The 20,884-nt window shown below is 48.9% G+C and carries 18 protein-coding genes; 4 read left to right on the top strand and 14 right to left on the bottom strand.

What is annotated here, in order from left to right; all coding sequences use genetic code 11:
* Nucleotides 1-10: 10 nt before the first annotated feature.
* From IE117_RS08060 to IE117_RS08010, 11 genes are all read right to left on the bottom strand, one after another.
* The gene (locus tag IE117_RS08060) at nucleotides 11-1,117 is read right to left on the bottom strand and encodes an acyltransferase family protein (RefSeq protein ID WP_189563776.1); all 1,107 of its coding nucleotides are present in this window, start codon (nucleotides 1,115-1,117) and stop codon (nucleotides 11-13) included.
* 1,440 nt (nucleotides 1,118-2,557) lie between these two features.
* Entirely contained in the window at nucleotides 2,558-2,899 is a 342-nt protein-coding gene (locus IE117_RS26535) for a class I SAM-dependent methyltransferase (RefSeq protein ID WP_189563775.1), read from the bottom strand.
* Nucleotides 2,900-3,222: 323 nt separating this feature from the next.
* A complete protein-coding gene (locus IE117_RS08050) occupies nucleotides 3,223-5,580 on the bottom strand; it encodes a GumC family protein (RefSeq protein WP_189563774.1) in 2,358 nt (785 codons plus the stop codon).
* Between the two features lie 59 nt (nucleotides 5,581-5,639).
* Entirely contained in the window at nucleotides 5,640-6,455 is an 816-nt protein-coding gene (locus tag IE117_RS08045) for a polysaccharide biosynthesis/export family protein (RefSeq protein ID WP_189563773.1), read from the bottom strand.
* 226 nt (nucleotides 6,456-6,681) lie between these two features.
* Nucleotides 6,682-7,422 carry a tyrosine-protein phosphatase gene (locus IE117_RS08040; protein WP_189563772.1) on the bottom strand — a complete coding sequence of 247 codons (741 nt, stop codon included), beginning with the start codon at nucleotides 7,420-7,422 and terminating at the stop codon, nucleotides 6,682-6,684.
* A gap of 147 nt (nucleotides 7,423-7,569) precedes the next feature.
* Nucleotides 7,570-9,159 carry an aldehyde dehydrogenase (NADP(+)) gene (locus tag IE117_RS08035; RefSeq protein WP_189563771.1) on the bottom strand — a complete coding sequence of 530 codons (1,590 nt, stop codon included), beginning with the start codon at nucleotides 9,157-9,159 and terminating at the stop codon, nucleotides 7,570-7,572.
* A 249-nt stretch (nucleotides 9,160-9,408) separates the two neighbouring features.
* Nucleotides 9,409-10,371 carry an AAA family ATPase gene (locus IE117_RS08030; protein WP_189563770.1) on the bottom strand — a complete coding sequence of 321 codons (963 nt, stop codon included), beginning with the start codon at nucleotides 10,369-10,371 and terminating at the stop codon, nucleotides 9,409-9,411.
* Between the two features lie 131 nt (nucleotides 10,372-10,502).
* Nucleotides 10,503-11,873, bottom strand: a complete 1,371-nt coding sequence (locus IE117_RS08025) for a peptidylprolyl isomerase (RefSeq protein ID WP_189563769.1) — start codon at nucleotides 11,871-11,873, stop codon at nucleotides 10,503-10,505.
* 175 nt (nucleotides 11,874-12,048) lie between these two features.
* Nucleotides 12,049-14,352: a peptidylprolyl isomerase gene (locus tag IE117_RS08020; protein WP_189563768.1), complete on the bottom strand. Its 2,304-nt coding sequence runs from the start codon at nucleotides 14,350-14,352 to the stop codon at nucleotides 12,049-12,051.
* 122 nt (nucleotides 14,353-14,474) lie between these two features.
* A complete protein-coding gene (locus IE117_RS08015; protein ID WP_189563767.1) occupies nucleotides 14,475-15,158 on the bottom strand; it encodes a hypothetical protein in 684 nt (227 codons plus the stop codon).
* 165 nt (nucleotides 15,159-15,323) lie between these two features.
* Entirely contained in the window at nucleotides 15,324-16,391 is a 1,068-nt protein-coding gene (locus IE117_RS08010; protein ID WP_189563766.1) for an agmatine deiminase family protein, read from the bottom strand.
* A 152-nt stretch (nucleotides 16,392-16,543) separates the two neighbouring features.
* On the opposite strand from IE117_RS08010, the gene IE117_RS08005 reads away from it, so the two are divergent.
* The 3 genes from IE117_RS08005 (at nucleotide 16,544) to IE117_RS07995 (ending at nucleotide 17,964) form a co-directional block, all read left to right on the top strand.
* On the top strand, nucleotides 16,544-16,837 hold the full coding sequence (locus IE117_RS08005; protein ID WP_189563765.1) for a type II toxin-antitoxin system HigB family toxin: 294 nt from the start codon (nucleotides 16,544-16,546) through the stop codon (nucleotides 16,835-16,837).
* Between the two features lie 15 nt (nucleotides 16,838-16,852).
* On the top strand, nucleotides 16,853-17,239 hold the full coding sequence (locus IE117_RS08000; protein ID WP_189563764.1) for a helix-turn-helix domain-containing protein: 387 nt from the start codon (nucleotides 16,853-16,855) through the stop codon (nucleotides 17,237-17,239).
* Nucleotides 17,240-17,316: 77 nt separating this feature from the next.
* On the top strand, nucleotides 17,317-17,964 hold the full coding sequence (locus IE117_RS07995) for a peptidase associated/transthyretin-like domain-containing protein (RefSeq protein ID WP_189563763.1): 648 nt from the start codon (nucleotides 17,317-17,319) through the stop codon (nucleotides 17,962-17,964).
* Nucleotides 17,965-18,031: 67 nt separating this feature from the next.
* Here the strand turns inward: IE117_RS07995 and IE117_RS07990 are convergent, their stop codons facing one another.
* Complete coding sequence (locus IE117_RS07990; protein ID WP_229580663.1) at nucleotides 18,032-18,229, bottom strand: Kazal-type serine protease inhibitor family protein; 198 nt, start codon at nucleotides 18,227-18,229, stop codon at nucleotides 18,032-18,034.
* Between the two features lie 105 nt (nucleotides 18,230-18,334).
* Between IE117_RS07990 and IE117_RS07985 the strand changes: the two genes are divergently transcribed.
* The gene (locus IE117_RS07985) at nucleotides 18,335-18,760 is read left to right on the top strand and encodes a DUF4174 domain-containing protein (RefSeq protein ID WP_189563761.1); all 426 of its coding nucleotides are present in this window, start codon (nucleotides 18,335-18,337) and stop codon (nucleotides 18,758-18,760) included.
* A gap of 60 nt (nucleotides 18,761-18,820) precedes the next feature.
* Here IE117_RS07985 and IE117_RS07980 read toward each other — a convergent pair whose 3' ends face one another.
* Together IE117_RS07980 and IE117_RS07975 are read right to left on the bottom strand one after the other, a co-directional pair.
* A complete protein-coding gene (locus IE117_RS07980) occupies nucleotides 18,821-19,267 on the bottom strand; it encodes a hypothetical protein (RefSeq protein WP_189563760.1) in 447 nt (148 codons plus the stop codon).
* Nucleotides 19,268-19,358: 91 nt separating this feature from the next.
* The gene (locus tag IE117_RS07975) at nucleotides 19,359-20,834 is read right to left on the bottom strand and encodes a trypsin-like serine peptidase (protein WP_189563759.1); all 1,476 of its coding nucleotides are present in this window, start codon (nucleotides 20,832-20,834) and stop codon (nucleotides 19,359-19,361) included.
* Nucleotides 20,835-20,884: the final 50 nt, after the last annotated feature.

Genomic DNA, 20,884 nt, shown 5'->3' with positions numbered 1-20,884 from the left:
CACAAATCTACTATTGAAAATTACTATTTTGTACCTTTTTCAATAGTATTTTCTTCACAGGAATTTCAAATATGTAGTAAATAATAGTTGAGAAAAAAAATAACAGTATAAAATAATTTATAAATTGCCCTATTGTATCAACTTTTATTTTATTATTCAAATAATACTCAAAGAAAAGCAACACTGGCAATTGAAGAATATATAATCCATAACTTATTTCGCCCAACAAAATAAAAATTTTATTATTAAGTAATTTCCTTGGTCTCATACTTAAATTGCATAAGTTTATAACAAATACAAAATATACTGGTGTCAATACCCCACCTTCTAATAATCGATTTTCTTTTGGAATTATCCAAATTGTTCCAATTATCATTATTAAAGATACTATACACAAAATATTTGACATTCTTGCTGGTATTTTTTTTACTGTAAATAGATAATATTTTCCACAAATCATTCCTGTAACAAATATTGAAAGTTTAAATATTGGATGATTGTATAAACTTAAAATTAATTTTTTTATAATGAGAGATGTTCCAATCATGTTTTTTGACAAAATAATCCCAAGTTGATATGTAGTAACTAAACTAATCAACCAAAATAATGTGCCAAATGTAATAATATATTTATTTGATTTATAAATGAGTTTAGAAAATAATAAAGGGAAAAGCATATAAAAAAAATATTCACATGATATTGTCCAGCCTGGAAAATTTATCGATCCGGCGTACAACCAGCGTTGAACACCAAGTATTTCAGGCCAAACTCTATAATATATACTTTTATCAAATTCTTCGATAAAATAATTAAAAGCAATACATATTAACAGAGACAATATATATAATGGGTATATTCTTGCCAATCTTTTAATCCAAAATGTATACCTATAACTTGAATCAATTTTTCTTTCGCCCAATAAATAATTTTGATTTGAAATAATCATTACAAATCCAGAAATAAAAAAGAAATAGTTTACCGCTTCACCAAATTTAGTTATTATTGAATTTGTTGAATATTCTCCTTTTGGTAAAAAGTGAAATAATAAGACAGCAAATGATGCAATAAATCTAGTTATATATAATGGTCCTGTCTTTTCTAATGATTGAAATTCCATGTCTATACCTAGTAAATTACTGAGCTATTTGAATTAAAAACCTAAAGATATATTCTAATTTTATAAATAATAAAATTAGAATATATCTGGCCAGTATTTAGATTTTACTAACTCATTTATTAAAATGATTATAGAAATATTGGGAGAACAAATTATAATACAACTCTGACATTATTAGAATTTAGAAAATTGTGCTATTCATACATACATTCTCTGTTCTTGTCAGCAAGCATAATTATGCAACTGTATATAATAAGTGCATAAAAGTTACAATGTAGCTAAAGCATGTACACTGGGCCGATATAACTAGTTAGAAATTCTGATACAAGTTTTACAATCCAGTTCTCTCCTTCCCAAAATCGCATTATATTCTACACTTGTAGATTCAATATTCTCAGATGAATAAAATTTGATAGTGCGACACGCCATCAATGGCTCATATACTGTAATTGCTTCGTAAACAAATCCTAATTGTTCAAATTTTCTGATTCAGATACCCTATACCTTCCAACTTTCTTTTCAAAAATCAAAACCTCTGACATTATATCTGCTCTAATAATATCGTACAGCCAGATCTAATTGACTGGTATGGTTTTTCAAATTTATCATTTTACGCTAAAACTATCTTTTGAGCAAAAGATAATTGTGACTGTGGCCCACCTAGCGGCTTATTACATTTTGGATGTAACAACTGGGTGTGGAGATGACTATCGTTTTAACAGTATGTGATTATTTCCAACATTGTATTTCTAACTCTTCACCTGGATGCTTTCTCTTCTACAAAGTTTCGTCAATAACACCTTCTTGTGCCGCTGGAAATAATTCACAAACTCCATTGGGCTCTTATATTCACGCTTAAGGTTAGGTCCATCGTCTGCTGCAAAACCGCTTGACCCAATTCTTACTTGCGCTTGGTCGGCTATCATCCATTCCTGTTACTAAATCGTAGTTTAATTATGGTATCAAGGAAAATAGTGTAATCAACATGAGGACAACATAGGAAAACTAAATCGGGCTAGTCGGGATATTCTGATTTCCTTTTCTAAAGAGTTTGGACACATTTTGCTGATACGTTTTCAAAAAAAGAAAGTAACAGCTGGGACTGTGTTTTTTTTTAAAAATCTTTAGTCGATAGTTTCATTTTGTAAATTTAACTTAGTATAATAATTTTAATTAATTATACTTTCGGGCTTACTACTCTGTATCTTTCATACATTGGTAATACAAGCAATTACAATTAGCTGAGATTCAGATAAGTCGAGTTTTACTTGGCTTACTTTATCCCATTTTCACCCCCCTGTAAAAATTAGTATTTGGTAATGACGCTAATATATATGGATAGTTTAAAATTATAGTGTTGTAAAAATCATCATTTAATAAATTCGGATGAACTTCGCCCTAAAGTTTATGAAATCTTTCAGGATACTTTTTTCTAAAATCTTAACTCCCATTTGGGGAAATTTCAATAAAATAGCCGTTTTCTTTAAGTAATTTTGTTCCTAATTTTATCATCTTACTAGGGGATGGAACATGTTCAATAACATGCGAAGAAAAAAAGATATCATTGAATTCTGGAAGCGATTGCTCGTCTGTCTGAATATTTAATCTTAGTTTATTATTACCAAATTCTGCTCTCTGTTTAGATATTTCATAACTTGAACAATTATATCCTTCTTTAAGAAACTGGAACGATTGATATCCCCAACTTGATCCGTAATCCAATATAGAAATATCATTTGGAGCGATGTTACTAAATAATATACTAACAACAACGCTCCACAACTTAATATTTTTGTTATTAAAGTTGCTCTGTTTAAGGACTTCTAACTCTTCATCGGACTGTAATTTTGTCGTTATGTTATCATCTTGCTCGTACCCTTTCTGATTTTTTTTTGAAATGTCTCATTATCTTTTGGATGACGGAATTGCAATAAACATTTTTTGCATTTGAATAGTCTATTAGTGATATATTTCCTATCCACTAATTGAACTTCATCGCATCCGCATGCAGGACAAGTTTTCTCAGAAAAATACCCTTCTATAATTCTTAGCCAATATTTAAATTTCCTAGTTTAAATATTAGGAATATAATTTATTATTAATATTTATTTCTTTGCTAATATTTTTTTTACCCGATTTAAAATCTGTTTGCGTTGTCCATCATTGTCTTCTTCATAATAGCCGTAACCATATCCTCCATATCCGTAACCATAGCCTGCTCCATAATTTACACTATTGAAAATAAGGCTCAAATTGTTGAACCGCTGAGCCTTCTGTAATTCGGCAATATCGCGCAAGTGGGCGCGTAAGGTATAGTTGTATCTCACAATGTATAATGTAGCATCAGCGCACTCAGCAATGAGGGCGGCGTCGGTAACTAGTCCAAAAGGAGGGGCATCCAAAAGCACATAATCGTATTGTTGGCGAAGTTCGTCGATCAAACCGGGTAGGCGACCATTACTAATTAACTCGGAAGGATTGGGCGGCAGAGGGCCACTCGCCATGATGTTAAGATTGGGATGAACGGTTGTTTTCTGGATAAGATCGGGCAATTTCCCCTGGCCGATGAGGTAGTTGGTCACCCCGCGATCATTACTGATACCGAGCCGTAGGTGCAGGGAGGGCTTTCGAAGGTCGAGTCCCACGATAATGACTTTTTTGTCGGCGTAGGCAAGACTAGCCCCCAGATTGAGCGTCACGAAGCTCTTGCCCTCCCCGCCGATAGATGAAGTAAAGAGCAGGACACGGCAGGTACCGTCGCCCAGGTACTGCAGATTGGTGCGCAGGGCACGGAACTGCTCGGCCACGGCGGAGCGGCTCGTCATCTGGATGATCGTGTCCTCACTTCCTTTGGTCCCGGCCAGCATGCCAATTTCTCCCAGTATGGAAGCGTGGGTGGCGGCTTCGATTTCGTCGCGGCGCTGTACGGTATTATTGAGCAGAAAGAGTAGGTTAATCAACAGCAGGGGTGTAATAATCCCGGCAGCTACAGCACCCAGCCAAATTATGGAACGTTTAGGTTTAACTGGTAGGTAGGAGGTCTTGGGCGCATCAAGCAGACGGCTGTCGGTAACAGTAGAGGCGTAGGCGAGGGCGGTTTCTTCGCGCTTCTGGAGCAGGTAAAGGTAAAGATTCTCTTTAATCGTCTGCTGCCGCTTGATGCCGACATACTCGCGCTCTTTCTGCGGAATGGAACGTAACCCCTGAGAGAAGCGAGAATTGACCGAAGCCAGATTTTGCCTGGTGATATCCAGTCCCCGACGTAGGTTTTGCAGGTTTTCCTTGATGGACTGCCGGGTGTTGGCGAGTTGGGAGTTCACGGTTTCGAGCAGGGGGTTTCCCGGTTGAACGGTGCGGACATAACGCTCCTGTTGTTGCTTGAGGTCGGCGTAGCGAGTGAGCAACGACACCAGCACCGGGTCGTTAATCAGGTAGGTCGCGGGAGCAATGGCTCCTTCACCACTGGCCTCGATGTAACGGTCCACACTTTCCAACACACTCATCTGGGTGTTGACTTCATTCAATTTTGTATCGTTTTCCTGAATATTTTCGAGGAAAATCTGCGTCTCAGCTCCAATATCCGTTAATCCCTGGGACCGCTTGTAGGAAGCTACTTCGCCCTCTACATCACCTAGTTCGCCGGTCACTAGTTCCAGTCGGCTCCCGATGAACTCGAGGGTATTGGAAGCTTCGCGGTTCTTGTCGTTAAGATTACTCTGTACGTACACATCGAGCAGGTTATTGAGGATGTCGCGGGCCCGTCGCGGGGAAGTATCTTCCAACGAAATATTAAGTACCGTGCTTTTGGGGTTGCCCTGTTGCACTGAAAGGCGCCCTTGAAAGCTCTCAGCTAAACTAGCCAAGTCGCGGAAATGCACCTGGATGTCGTTAAACCCCCGGTCTTCGATACTATCGGCGCGCGAGACGGTGAATACCCCCCAGGCATTGGTAAACTTTTGCCCAAAAGAATAAACTTTCGATTCGTCATTGAAGCGGAAGTGTCCGGCGTCCTGAATATGGATCAGCAAAGGCTCGGTATAAGCGTAGGCGTTCAGAACCTCGGGCTTTACCACTACATTGGTCGCCTTGTAGAGATCGACCATGTGCAATCCATCCTTGGCGTCATAGGCCACGTTTAACCCCAGGTTTTCGACAACCTGCGCCATCAGGGTGAGGGAGGAAAGCACTTCAATTTCGTTTTCCAGGATTTTATTGCCACTAAACTGTCCCAATTCGGCCAGCAAATCCTCAGTGCCACCACCCATTCCTTTTTGCTCGTCCTTAATGAGCAGTGTAGCGGTGGTAGAATAGACAGGCTGGGTGGTTTGTAAATAAAAGTAAGCGGCCGTCAGAGCGATGACCACAAAAATCGGAAACAGATACCAATAGCGCAGGTAACGGCTGATGTACTCCCGCAAATTGAAATCCGATTCTTCCTGTTCAAAATACTCTTCGTGTTGCATTGAATAGTGCTACGTTCTTGGGATCTGGTTTTGGTTTTCTTAATAGGAATCGAAAGATCCTAACGCGTCAGGTTAATAGCGATCAGGCCCACGGTGGAAACAATACTTATAAAGAGGGGAAGCAACTGGAGGCGGCGGTCAGTAAAAGTGGTCCGGGCTTCGACAGGTTCGATGTACACCACATCGTTTTTATGTAAATAATAATAGGGAGAGCTAAATATGTCGCGGGAGGTGAGATCGACTTTAGCGAATTCGCGTAATCCGTTCTCCTCCCGAATCACCGTGACGTTGTCACGACGACCGTAAATCGTTAAGTCACCCGCCAGGCTCAGCACCTCGGGCAGGGTAATCTTCTCATCGGGAATCACATAGATGGCAGGTTTGCTTACCTCCCCCAGTACTGACACCTTGAAGTTAAGGGAGCGCATGGTGACCGTGGGTTCACGCAGCACGGTAAGCAGACGGCGGCGGATGGTGTCGGCGGCGATTTGCGTCTTCAAATCCTGAATGCGAATCTTGCCCACAATGGGCATTTCGATGTTGCCATCGCTATCGACCAGATACCCCAGGCTTTGTCCTGAACCACCGCCGGTATTGCCGTAACGCATCGCTGAGGTGGTGTATTGATTGGGAACATTAAAAATAACGTCCGACTCGGGATTCAGGCTACCGACGACAATAGACAGCAGGTCATTGGGCTGGATCGTAGGAGTGTAGGATTGCCGGATGCTGTCCACCGAATAGCGGAGCGAATCACTTTGGAAATAAACGATGGACTTGGGAGAGACGCAGGATTGCAGCGAACAAAAAAGAAAATTTACGCTGATCAACAAAAGAATGGCAAAACTCGGTTTGCGGGTGCGGTCAAAATTCATACGTAGGGGATGCGGTATAAATATATTCGTTGCTAACTTATGAAAGAAACTGTTCGAATGTGTGTACAGCAACGCTAAACTTTGGCGGGCCAATGCCGGGAAGTGTTTCTCCCGATAGTGGTTCTCTGAGGGAAGAGCACCAAAGTTTATTCAAAGTAAGAGGATAATCTTTTACTTCTCCTAAAATCGTCTTGTTTTTTTTATAAAATATTCGACAAGTACTATTCTATATGCCCTTTGGTGACAATTTGTAATTTTGAAAAGGGTAATCTTTCAGGTCTTTCCTTTTCGTCAATTTTTTCAACTGCTCCACGTGGCTGATACGGTGGGCATCGGAACCGAGAAAAGTGACGAGTCGATGTTTCAGCAGCCACTCGGCGGTCCGTGTTACGCCTTCCCCGTAGTGCCCGGTCAGCGAGAGGGCATTGAGCTGTAATTCGCAGCCCTGATCGCTGAGTTTTTGAAATATGGTGGGATCGGCGTGGTAGTAAGCGTAGCGTTCGGGATGCGCCAAAACGGGTTGGTAGCCATGGCCAATGATGGAAAAAAGGATTTCCGGCGTGTTCATCAACGGCGTGGTGTAGGGTAGTTCCACCAGCACCCGCTTGCCGGGCAGGGTGAGTAGCGGCTCTCCGGCGCTGAGCAATTCACTGAAATGCTCGTCCAGAAAGTACTCCGCCGCCGCGTCGAGCTGAATGTCCAGCCCCGCTTCGGCGCAGGCCGCCCGCACGGTCTGCAGTCCCTCGGCAATCGTGGCGGGCGTGTTGCGGTAGCAATCCCATATAATGTGGGGCGTGGTGATGAGGTGGTGATAGCCGTAAGCTTTCATTTGCCGGATCATGGCCACGGCCTCCTGCGCATCGCCAACGCCATCGTCGATGCCCGGCAGCAGGTGCGAGTGCATATCCGCGCCCAAAAAAGACAGATCGAGCGGTAGGGACGGGGTTTTGAAAAGCCAGTTCAGCATAGCCCGCAAGGTACCAAATGATTGGCAAAATAAGTGATTTGGCCGGATTAAGTAATTAGTTCTGCTTTTTCACCATCAGGTAGCTTATAAAACAACAAGCCCCGGATTTTTTTATCCGGGGCTTGTTCGGGGAGGTACTTAGTCAACTCAAATCGCTTCCTTCGTCTGCTCATTATTGACCAGCCGCCAGATTCCCATTGGGTTGGCATTTTTCAGCTCGTCGGGCAGGAGGCTGTCCGGCCAATCCTGAAAAGACTGCGGACGCACGAAGCGCAGGATGGCATCTCGGCCCACGGAGGTGAAACGAGAGTCGGTGGTGGAAGGGAACGGTCCGCCATGGTGCTGCGCGGGGCAGACCTCCACACCAGTGGGGACGCCGTTCATGATGAAACGACCCGCCCGGCGGGAAAGCAGCCGCAGCAGTTGCGGGTACCTGGCGGCTTCGTCGGCGTCGGCCATCAGGGAAGCCGTAAGCTGGCCCGAAATGTGCCAGAGCGCGGCTTGTAGTTCCTCCATGTCTTTACACACGACCAGCAGCGAGAACGGACCGAAGACTTCCTCGTGCAAATTGGGGTTGTCCATGAACGCCTTGCCGCTCACGCGGGCGATGGATGCCTGCGACTGGTTTTCACCTTCCACTTTCTCGTCGGAAAGTACCAACGTTTCCACCTCCGGCTCAGCCAGGGCGGCGTCGCGCAGCTTGAAGTAGTTTTGGCGGATGCCTTCGGTCAGCATCGTCATGGAAGTGACTTTGCCCACCTCTTCGGCGTACTTTTCCTCAAATTCTTTTAAAGCCGGCGACTCCACGGTGAACACCAATCCTGGATTGGTACAGAACTGTCCGGCCCCCAGGGTGACCGACCCCGCCAGCGTTTTGGCCAGCGAGTCGGTTTGCGCGGTCAGGGTATCGGGCAGGATCACGACCGGGTTCACGCTGCCCATTTCGGCAAAAACGGGAATCGGCTCGTCGCGCTCCTGCGCCATTTTGTAGAGGGCCATGCCTCCTTTCAGCGACCCGGTGAAGCCCACCGCCTTGGTGTGCGGGTGTTGCACCAGTGCCGTGCCTACCTCGTAGCCGTCGTCGTAGAGCATCGAAAAGACGCCATCCGGCATGCCGGTGCGCTTCGCGGCCTTCACGATGGCCTGCGCCGTCAGATCGCTGACGCCGGGGTGTGCCGGGTGTGCTTTCAAAATGACGGGATTGCCGGCGGCCAGCGCCGGACCGGTATCCACGCCCGCAATCGAATAGGCAAAGGGAAAATTGCTCGACCCAAACACTACGATAGGCCCGATGGGAACGAGCATTTTGCGCAGGTCCGGCTTGGGCGCGGGCTGCCGGTCGGGCTGGGCGGTATCTACCCGGGCTTCGACCCAGGAACCTTCGCGGATGAGGTCGGCAAACTGAGTGAGCTGCCCAACGGTGCGGCCGCGTTCGCCCTGCAGGCGTCCCATGGGCAGTCCGGTTTCCTGGTGGGCGCGTTCCAGAAGTTCGTCGCCCATCGCCATGATTTCCTCGGTAATCGCCACCAGAAAATCGGCGCGTTTGGCGGCGGGCAGGGCGGCGTACTCGTCAAAGGCTTTTTCGGCGAGCTGCATCGTCCGCTGCACTTCCTCCGGCGTGGCGGGGTGGAATTCTTCGGATAAATGTGAATCGCTTACCGGAACGTACGATTGAAAAGTTTTGGCATTGTCGGCGGATTGTGAGAAGCCGATATAGTTTTTTCCTATGATAGACATGGTGTTACTGTTTAAGTGTTGAATTGTTGATTTGTTTAGAGGGTTAGGAAGTTAGGAGGCAGGCTGCTGCGTGGCGTATCTACCCGACTTGTTTAGAGGATTGGTATAAAAAGAAAAGATTTGCGCTGATTTCCTCAAAGGGCGAGCGCAAATCCTGAAATAAATAATGTCTGCGGACATTTACTGGTCAATGGTCAGACTAAGACTTGCCGAACAATTGTCCATTATCACTTATCCATTTTCCATTCACTAAACCAGTCGCCCGATCAGGTTATCCACCGAAATGCCTTCGGCTTCGGCTTTGAAGTTGCGGACGATGCGGTGGCGCAGCACGGGCAGCGCGACGGCCTGCACGTCTTCGATATCGGGGGAGTACTTGCCCGACAGCAGCGCGTTGCATTTGGCGGCCAGAATAAGCGCCTGCGAAGCCCGGGGACCTGCGCCCCATTCGAGGTAGTTGGCGGTGTCGGCGGCGGCCAGTTCGGTATTGGGCCGGGTTTTCTGCACCAGCTTCACGGCGTACTCGATCACATTGTCGGTGACGGGCACGCGGCGCACCAGATGCTGGAACTCCTGAATGTCCTGTCCGCTCAGGATTTCCTGCACGGAATGCCGCTCGTCGGTGGTCGTGGCTTTCACGATGCTCACCTCTTCGGCGTAGGAGGGGTAGTCCAGCGAAATCATGAACATGAAGCGGTCCAGCTGCGCTTCGGGCAGCGGATACGTACCCTCCTGCTCGATGGGATTTTGGGTCGCCAAAACGAAAAAGGGCCGCTGCAGGTCGTGGCGTTGTCCGGCCACCGTCACCGAATATTCCTGCATCGCCTCTAGAAGCGCCGACTGCGTTTTGGGCGGGGTGCGGTTGATTTCGTCGGCCAGAATAATGTTGGCAAAAACAGGGCCTTTCAGAAATTTGAAGTTCCGTTGCTGGTCCAGCGTCTCGGAACCCACAATGTCCGAGGGCATCAGATCAGGCGTAAACTGAATGCGGTTGAAGCTCAAATCCATCGACGAAGCGATGGTTTGAATCAAAAGCGTTTTGGCCAGGCCGGGAACCCCCACCAGCAGGCAGTGTCCCTGACAAAAAATGGCGGTAAGCAGTAGTTTGACTACGTTATCCTGTCCAACAATGACCTGCCCGATTTCGGTGCGGAGTTTCTGGTACGCTTGCGTCATCGCCTCAGCGGCCTCGACGTCGGAATTGTATTTCACTAGATTCAATGATAGAATGAGTGAATGAGTGAATGAGTGAATAATAAAATAGGCAGGCGCAAGCCATATGCTTTGGCAGCGGCCAACCGTCATTCTATCATTTCTATCATTCTATCATTCAAAATTAAAAACTACTGATTCTCTTTTGGGGAAAGCCCGAAGATACTACAGTTTTGGAATTCATCATCCACGCTGATGAAAACATCACCCGCCGCTTTCTTGAACCACTCTTCGAGGGCATTGTTTTTCTTATTGCCCAGCACAATCTGGGATAATTTTTCGTAATCGTCCCGCAGGTTGGCCGTGTGCCCCTCCGATTTGCTCTTGTAGTAAAGAATCCGCATGGCCGAGCGGCCGTCCTCAGTACGGTAAGCTATGGGGGCGCTGATCTGTCCCACTTTCATGCTGTCGAGGGCAAAGTACAGGGCCGGGTCCATCGAAGCATCCAGGGGAATCCGCGTCAGGCCGGTCTGCGGGTCCATGATCAGGCCACCCGCGTCAGCCGTCAATTTGTCTTCCGAATCATTCTTGGCCGCTTCCGCAAAGGTCAACGTGTCTATTTTTATCAGCACGTGCAGACTGTCCAGGTAGCGGGTCGCTTCGGTCACGTCAGTCCCGCGGTTGTAGTCGGGCCGCAGCAGGATGTGGCGGGCGTGGTATTCGGCCCCGCGCGTTTCGAGGAGTTGAATGAGGTGGAATCCGAACTGGCTTTCCACGATGTTGGAAATTTCGTTGGGCTTCATGGCCAAAGCCGCCCCCTCGAACTCGGGCACCATGGCGCCCCGCTTGGCAAATCCCAGGTCACCGCCATTCTTGGCCGAACCAAGGTCTTCGGAATAGATCTGCGCTAGTACAGCGAAGTCTTCGCCGTTTTCGGCTTTCTTCTTGATGTCCAGAAGTTGGTTGCGGAGCTTTTCCTTTTGTTCCTGGGTCACCGCCGCCACACGCACGATTTGCCCTACTTCGACTTCCGCCGGAATGTAAGGCAGGGAATCCTTGGGAATGGTATTGAAAAACTTGCGGACTTCGTTGGGCGTGATCTTGACATCGCCGGCGATCTTCTGCTGCATGGTTTCGACGATCGCCTGGTCTTTCACCTGCTGACGCAGCTCGGTCTTCAATTCGTTCACGCTCTTCCCGTAGGCCTCCATCAGATTTTTTTCCGAGCCGAAGCGCTGAATCATGTAGCTCATCCGCCCGTCGAGTTGTTCGTCCACGCGGCCTTCCTCCACCGTTACGGAGTCGATTTCGGCTTTGGCCAGGAGCATTTTATTAATAATCAGGGATTCCAGCAGCTGGCAGCGTTCAGGTGTACGCTGGCCTTCGGCTTTGTAGCTCTGGTAAAGCTCTTCCAGTTCGGAGCGCAGGATGTAGTAGTTGTCCACGCGGGCAATGATCTTGTCCACGCTGATGCCCGTTTGCCCCTGCCCGAAGCCCAGCGTGGATATCAGGCCGAATGCAAGGAGCAGCGCGTTGCGAAAAAAAGTTGTTTTTATTTTCATGGTTTATTTTTGAGTTTCAAAGTTTCAAAGCCACATAGTGGCAAAGTACCGGTCGGGCTGGCGCACTAGTATAGGCTGTCAGTCTGAGCGGAGCCGAAGACGGGCTGGCGCACCACCGGGCTGGCGCACCAGCAAAGAATTTATTTTGAGCCGTCAGCCGTTAGTTGATAGTCAATTACCGCGTCAGCTTGTCCAGTTCCGCTTTATTGACCTTCACGGGGTACTTCTGCTTCAGCGTATCCAGCCACTGTTTTTCCAGAATTCGCTGGTAGGCATTGATGACCGAGCCCCGCGCTTCGGCAAATGTTTTGGTGCGCGGCTCCTCAATTTTTTCGATTTCGATCGCCGCGACTCTACGGCCCGGCAGATCGACGGTCTGCTTTCCAACTTGCCAGGCCGCATTCCTGAAATACGCATGATCCTGAGCAAAGTACCCGCTGCTGATTTTAACGCTGCCGGGTGCGTCGAGGTTCATGACGCGTTCCAGGTCCTTTCTTGAACGACTGAAAAACTGAAAACTTACGCGGCGGTTGCGATTGGGATCAGGCACGGGCCGGAAGGACCCGTAGTCTTTCTCCATGATCCGGGTAATCGGGATGCCCTGCCCGTTGAGGTAGCGCACCACCCGGCCTATCCGCGCCGCCGACACCGTGTCGGCTTCTTCGGGGGTCCGTGCCCCGGCGACTTCCACCACAAAGTCAGCGTTCTTCTTCATGGTAGCCGCCAGCAGGTACAGGGTGTTCAGTTGTGCCGCCGTAAACTCCGTTTTATTTTCTTCAAATACTATTTCCTCGCTCTTCAGCCGCAGGAGATAAGGCGGCTCCGCCAAAGTGCTCATCACCTGATTCAGGGTGGCCGTGTCCTGTGCCTCCACCACGGTGGCCAAAGCCCGCGCGGGGTACTTGTACTGATCGATATTCTGCTCGTAGAGTCTGACCTGTCCCAGCGAATCGTCGAGCGAACGCTGCCAGACCTGCTCTTCCATGACCTGCGACAGCAACACACCTTCCCGGATGTCTTTCATCAGCGTCCTGAATTCGGGATATTTGGTTTCCAGATTGTCGCGCTCGTATTCCAGGAGTCGTTTGTTGAGGAAATCGTTGTAATAGGTCCGCAAAACGATTTTCGGATCGGCCCCCTTCGGGCGTGGTTTCAAACGGTTCCTGGTGTATTCCAGAAAATCTTTGCTCGTGGCGGCCGCTTTCTCGATGGTGAAAAGCATCGGGTTCTCCACGTCCGCCGAAAAGGTTTCGGGTAGTTTCCATTTTCCTTCCAGCAGCGTGCTGTCGGCCAGTTCAAGCATTTCGCTCCAGGCGTCGGGATTTTCGCTGATCTCGTACTCCCGGCGCAGGCGGTCGGTAAAGGCTTTCCTGATCGTTTCGCCCCGGCTGTCGGTCAGTACTTTCTGCTTCAACGAAGCCTCCATCACGGCATACGATTCCAGCGGACGCTTTTCGACCAGCCGGATGATGTGCCAGCCGTAGGGAGTCTCGACGGGTTGGGAGTATTCACCTACTTTATCCAGACCGTAGGCAGCTTTCTCGAATTCGGGCATCATTTCGCCCACGCCAAAAAGCGGCAGCAGCCCGGCCGCCTGCCGCGACTGAAAATCGTCGGAATACACCTGCACGATTTTCTCCCAGGCTTCGTCTTTTTCCAAACGATTATAGGCTTCCCTGATACGCTGTTCGGCGGCTTTCTTTTTCTCGCTGGAAAAATCCGGCTTCAATTGAATCATCACGTGTGCCACCCGCAGTTTGTCGCGCGCCGGACGGCGGTCGAGGACTTTGATAAGGTGGTAGCCGAACTTCGTCCGCACGGGTTCCGAAACCTGCCCAATCGGCGTAAGGTAAGCCGCATTCTCAAAAGGATAAACCATCTGGAAGGCCGTAAAGTACCCCAGGTCGCCTTTGTTGTCTTTTGCCGTGAGGTCTTTGGAAAACTTCTCTGCCATGTCGTTGAAGTCCGAGCCTTCCAGCAGCCGCCCCCGCATGGCTACCGCCGCCCGGTAGGCCGACAGCGTATCGGCGGGTGAGGCTTCTTCCGGCACGGCCACCAGGATGTGTGCCGCCCTGACTTCCTGCTTGAGGCGGTTGTAGGCTTCCTGCGTAAGTTCGGTCACGAGTTCGTCATCCCTCAGGTAAGGCGCAGCCAGTTGCTCGCGATACGAGGCGATTTCTTCCTTAAAATCACTGGTGGTGTCGCGGCCCTGCGCCTGGGCTCCCAGCAGTTTCAGTTTGGTGCTGGTGTAAACCTCAAAGTACTCCGCCGCGCTCAGCGACTTGGCCGAATCCGCCGAAAAGCGGTTTTTGGTAAATGACTGGAAAAAAGCATCGGGACTGAACGATTCGTCGCCGATTTCTACCAACACGGGTTGTTTGGGTGCGGCAGGCTTGGTCTGCTGGGTGGGTGGGGCGGTGGTCTGGCAGGAGGCCATCACGGCGACAACTCCTGCTACCGACCAGATATTTTTAATCATTCTTTTGTAAAAACGTAGCTATTCCGGCGCTGCTTATGAAATGTATAGTAAACCGCCCGGCAGTTCAAATATTGTCCAAACGCCAAAGTTACGGGCTTTCGCTGCCAGATGAAAGATTCCCGTCACGATTTGGGCCGGGTCCGGCGCTTTACCTGAACCGTTTGGGAACGCAGCTCGTACGATAACTCATAGTGAAAGCTGCTTTTCAAATGCGAATCCTTAAAGGTAAGAGGTACTTTCCACAAGGGATTTTCCACCGCTTTCCGGTACCCGAGCTCGGCGCTGTTCTGGCCAAGAATATCGTCGGCGTCGAGGCGGTCGGCCAGTTGAAAACCTACCCCCGCTGCCGTAAGACCCAGCGAGAGGTACTTTAGAGGCGTCAACGCCACGTCGGCCAGCTCGGCCAGTGCGGCCGGAACTTTGATGAAATCGTGGTACTTGCGGATCGTGGCCAGTGTCTTCTGCGCCTGGGCGTAGTCGTCCACTTCCACCAGCGCCAGCGTCGCCACGATTTTGCCATTTCTGGGTAGCGGAATCTGAATGAATTGAAAATCTTTTTCCGGGAAAACCTGCCCGGTTTTTGCCTCCACGATCCCCCAGCTCCCGTAGCTTACCGCCACGGCTTTCCCGGCGGCGTCGAAGGAAGTCAGCGAATAAGCCATCATCAATTCATCGCGCAGCGTAAGGGTCTCTTCCAGATCCACCGCTTCCAGGCGCATGATTTCCATACTGGTCAAGGTCTGCCGGGTGCAGGAAGAGATTAAAAGTGTGAAGAAGACGAGAAGTTGGGGTAGTTTGGGAGGCATTATCTTTTGTACAAAGTTCTTGGTTCTTCGTTCTTGGTTGGGTTTCCAACCCTCTTGGGTGTAAAGCGGTCTTCGACGGCTGCGACGGACCGTCCCGCTCAGACCGACAACTAGCTATCTATCAACATACTATTCAAACTATCTGAATTTAAAAAGAACACTGAACTAAGAACCAAGAACGGCCGCAGGCTCCTGCTGGCTCAAACAGTGAAAACTACCCTGCCCCCAGATGATTTCGGTGGCCGGAAGCGGGATGATTTTGCGGTCGGGAAAGGCTTGCTCCAGAATATCCACGGCGACCTGGTCGTTCGGATTTTCGAAAACCGGGACGATGACGCCCGCGTTGCAGATCAGGAAATTAGCGTAAGAACCCGGTGTCCGGAAGTCGCCGATCATCACGGCTTTGGGCATGGGTAGTTCAATGACGTTGAGCGGTTTGCCGTTCAGGAGCCGCATTTTTTTGAGCAATTCCAGGTTTGTTTGTAACACCGCGTAGTTATCGTCATTCGGGTCGCTTTCCACACAGGCCACGACCGTGTCTTCATTCACGAAGCGCGTGGTGTCGTCGATATGCCCGTCGGTATCGTCGCCGACAATGCCGTCTTCCACCCACAGAATTTGCTCCACGCCGTAGTAGTTACGGAGGTATTCCTCGATCTGGCCTTGATTCATATCCGGATTCCGGTTGGGATTCAGCAGGCACGACCGGCTTGTAAGCAAACTACCCGCGCCATTAAACTCCACCGAGCCGCCTTCCATGATGATGCCCGGCTGCACCGCAAGCAGCCCCAGATGCTCGGCCACGGCCAGCGGGGTGCGGTCATCGTCGTCGTAGGGCGGGTACTTGCCGCCCCAGGCATTGTGCCCCCAGTCCACGACCAGGCGCTGTCCGGTTTCGGGATTGAGGAGAAAGGCCGGACCATGGTCGCGGCACCAGGCGTCGTTGGTTGGTTTTAGCACGAATTCGATTTGCCCCAAATCTACCCCAATGGCGTCCAGTTCCTGAATAATAAAGTCTTTCAGTGCTTCATCGTTGGCTATGATCCCTACCTTCTCGCCCTGACTAATCGCCTTGATAAAGGCCAGGTACTGGGGCCGCATCCGGGCCAGCTTATCGCCCTGCCACGACGCCTCGTTGTGCGGGAACGTGAGCCAGGTGGCGCGGTGGGGGTGCCATTCGGGCGGGAAGTGGAAGCCAAGTTGTTTGGGCGTGAGGGTGAGGGAAGTATTCAAAAAGCTTGCTGTTGATTGTTTGGATGCAAAATTAGAGAAAAGCGTAGTATTTATGACACTTGCTAAGGGAATCGAACCGCAATAATTACATTTTCTGTAAAAAATTAATCTTATTTGTAAATTCTTTTTTCATATTTTACGTTTGAAATGACGTGGTCGTAATCAGTAAAACCATACTCGTTGAGTTCTGTCAACAGCATTCCAGTGCGAGTTCCGCCCTTAACGATTGGTATAAACGGGTAAAGCTGGCTGACTGGAACGACCTGAATGCCGTTAAGCAAACTTTTAATTCAACCGATTACGTAGGGAATGATCGTTTCGTTTTCAATGTTCGGGGCAATCGTTACCGTATTGTGGCTATGATTTTTTTTGATAAACGCACGGTATTTATCCGGTTTGTAGGCACCCACGCTGAATACAATAAAATTGACTGTACGACGATTTGACAAATCCTATCAATAATGAATTCACCAGCTAACGAAACTGAGTACCGCCAACTAATGGCGACCATCGAAAACTACCTACAAAAAGCCACTTCGCGTGGAAGCTTCGCCAGCCTTACCTCCGAGGAAGCAAAAGAATTAGCGCAATTGGCCGAAATCGCTGAAAGATATGAAGACAGTATCCCTCTTATGCCGATTCAGGTGCCCCAAGGGATTCCCGAAATGATCAGCTTCAAGATGTACGAGCGGAAAATGAACCAACGGGAAATGGCTCAATTGCTGGAAATAGCCGAAACGCGATTGTCTGAAGTCATGCGAGGGAAGCGTCGGGTGTCTCTTACTCTCGCTAAACAGCTACGCGCAAAATTGGGAATAGATGCGGACTTTATTCTGGAAAATGCTTAGTTAGTTACTAATTTATTGATGATTAGCCTTATCAAAATACAATTTACCCTAGCTCTCAAGGCTTTAAAGCAAAAGCAATGAAGATCACCCGAGTAGTCTTCTGGCTGATATTAGCCGTAGCAGTCTGCGCTGTTGAGGGGTGCAATTTGCTTGATTTATCGCCCAAGATTGCCGTGAAGGGTAGAGTTGTGACGTACAGAAACGATATGCCGATTGAGGGAGTCAAAGTGGTTGTTTTAAAGCAATTGTTCAACTGTGGATTCGCTTGTAGTACTTACGAAAAAACGGGTGATTCTACTACTACGGATCCAAATGGAAACTTCTCCCTGTCACCTTCCGAGACAGATTTAATTCTTGGGGTTTACAAGGAAGGTTATTTTGGCCGTTTTCCGGGAAATACAAGAGAATTGCGTTTTAAGGGGACAAAAACTGATTTCGGCGATATAATTTTAAAACCCTACGGCGAGATAGATTTCAAATTCATCAACTCAACGAATGGACAAGATAGCATCAGTTATAAAATCTATGCCTGTGGAGAGGATGTAGATAGAGGGTTTGAGAACGTTACCCACTTTTACAAAGAGTTTACGATTAAAAAAGCTATTGAAGCAGAATGCGAAGTATATGTATACATCACTCTAATTCGGAATGGAAAGAAGAGAGTTGTCAAAGAGTTTTTTTACCTCGACCGAAACGAGATAAAGAAAAAGACGATCGAATTATAGACGATTCCCAATCTTTATAAAATCACATGATAGTATCAAATGATACTATCATGAGCTATCCTTTTGCTTAGCCTGATTTGCATTCGCCTTTGGTGTACCATGTAATCCCGTGCCCTTCCGCCTCGCAATCGTTGCTGTATGTCTTCCCATTGCAACCGCAAACAGGAGTATAAATTCTATAACAACATCTATTGGATGGTTTCTCAATACAACCAGGATCTACCCTGACTTTCTGGCAACCAACAGAAGCGATCAAAATTATCATCGTAAGTATCCTTTTCATAGTCCATTTTCAGTTGAACAAAATACTTTTCACGGAAAACGAAGCGTTGAAAAGTTTTGACCGCATCATTATTCAAAACGAAAAAGCATGAATGCTCTCCTTATTTCCTTTCTCCTCTCTCCTTTCATTCTTTTCTCCGCTTTTGCGCAAGTACCCCTCTATGAGAAAATGCAAAGTCTGACCTGGAAAAATCGCGTGATCGTGATTTATGTACCGGAGGCCGGGTCCAAAGATTTTCAAAAACAAAAACAGATCCTGGCGGAGAAAACCAAAGGCGTCAGGGATCGTGATCTGGTAGTGATCGAATGCATCGGCAAAACCCTCAGCTCCGAGGACCGAAACTACGTTGCCCGCCATTTCAATCACGACCTCGCGGAGTTTGGCGTGTGGCTGGTCGGAAAGGATGGCGGCACCAAACTTTCCGAAACCAGGCCTGTGACCACCGAGAAATTCTTTTCGCTCATCGATGCCATGCCCATGCGGCAGTCCGAGATGAAGCGCGACGGAAAATGACCCTTCGGCTCCGCTCAGACTGACAGCCTATGCTAATGCGCCGGCCCGTGTGCTTAGTTTTTATATTTTTTTATAGGTATAAGCGCAACGTTCCTTGCAGGGCGGGTTCAGGATTAATAAGTTTCCGGTAAGCGAATAGTGCCACTTCACCTCTTCAACCACTTTTGGCGGTATCACTCCGTTGAATCCGGAAGTGACGACCGGGTCGAACTTGAAATAAATAACGTCGGGCGCTTCCAGTCGGTACTCGCCCGAACTGAATATGGGCGCCTGCGACTGACCCGGCTGCGGGCGATTTTCCAGGAAAGTACCATCGGCCCGGAAATCCAGCACCTGCGTGGTAGCAGGAGTGGCGGTTTGGACCGGACAACTGGTATCGCCCGGGCTGAGGCAGAATTCGGTGAGTTGCCACTTGCCCTGAAGCGCACTTTGGGCGGGGGAGAGAGATTCGTTGCTGCTGCATCCTGCCAAAAACAGAAGAATCATCAGCCATCCTAGTTTTTTCATTTTCTTACGGTTCTTTTTATCCAAGATACGGTAGGGTACGAAAAGGTTGGAACGACTGCCGGCACTTTTTGCGAGATCGAAAAAAAATCGGTCAGGGGAAATTCTTCACGTAGGGTTTGGTGGCGTTGCCCGCCGAATCGAAGCCGTACACCACTAACTTGATGGGTTTGCCCTTGGGAATCCGGAAAGGAATGCGCCGGTAGCGAAAATAATCCTTCGTATTGGTCGTGCTGACGCTATCCGGGTGACCGAAATTGTAAATGTAATCGCTCAATTCCGGGGGCGAGAAATTCAGCGAAACGGAATAAGCATCAGCATCTTCACGGATGGACACGTTGGGTTCCATCGTTGGGGGCGTATTATCGATTTCGACCCGCGCTACGGTAGCGTACTTCGGCTGCTGCCAGGTGGCGTCAAAAGTGGGCGCATTGCCGCCCAGAACAGCCAATATCGTCTGCCCTGATACCTTGGGCAGCGAATCAGCAATCATTTTACTCGCCGGCCAGACCTCGCTGTATCCGGCGGGATCGCGGGGGGCGGTCGTGGCGGCCGGGCCTATTTTGTAGCGGTAGTATGCCTTCCCCGAAACGGTCGTGTTCCAGGTCTTCTGAACGGGCCGTCCGCTTAAATCGGAATCTTGCAGATTGGTGGCTGCCAAGGGGTAACCTTCTATTGCCACATTATTTCCCTTGTCCAGCGTGCAGTTGGGCGCTTTCACGTCAAATTTCCCGTTCGCACTCACGCAGCCCGTCACCGCCAGCACCGACAGCGCGTAGTTGGTGCCCGCACGATAGTCGGTACCGCTGGCAACCACCTCGCAGGGCGCACCAAGGTAGCAAGGCGAGGCACCTTCGACCGCCGTCGTATTGATAAGGCCAGATACGCCGTCGGCCAGGCTCCCGAACACGGGCGATCCGGAACTACCCCCGGCGATGCCCGGCGCGTCGTTGGCGATGAAGTCATACCAGGTCCAGCTGAATTCCAGCAACTTGTCTACTACCCTTCCTTGGGTACCCGACGTCCGGCGCATCCGCCACTCGTCGGAAGGCAAGTTGTCCACCGGGATGCCGAAAATCTGGATCGGTGTACCCGCGGCGGGTAGGCTGCGGGCAATGGGCAGGGGCTGAATACCCTTGTCAATCATTTGCTTTACCGTAGCGTTCAGCTCCACAACGGCCAGGTCGGTACCCTTCATGGTCGAGTAAGCGATTTGCCTGACCGCCACTTCGATGCGGGCCGAATCCGGTGTATTTTCGAATACGTTGAAATATATTTTGTGGCTGACAGCTTCGTCGATATGCACCGCATTGGGGTCCCAATCCTGTACGCAGTGACCATTGGTCAGGGCGTAGGCCGGGGCATTTTCGTTGTCGGAAAGCCGCACAAAGACCGCCGTGCAGCGGCTGCCGCCAGAGTACTGACCAACGGCTTTCAGCAGATCGGCGTTGCCATTTTCGTTGGAAACCAGGCCGTCGGAAAAAGCAGGTGGCTCGGGGGTATTGATGGGGTCTTTGCAACTAAACAACAGGCAAAGCGCCAGGCTGGTCAGGATATTTACATTTTTCATACCTCTTAACGATCGATGGAATGGTACTTTTGTAAAAAATAAAAAATCGG

The sequence above is a fragment of the Persicitalea jodogahamensis genome (genome assembly GCF_014651615.1).
GTDB lineage: Bacteria > Bacteroidota > Bacteroidia > Cytophagales > Spirosomataceae > Persicitalea > Persicitalea jodogahamensis.
The sequence above is the reverse complement of the archived record's forward strand: the minus strand, read 5'-3'. Positions and strand labels throughout refer to the sequence as shown.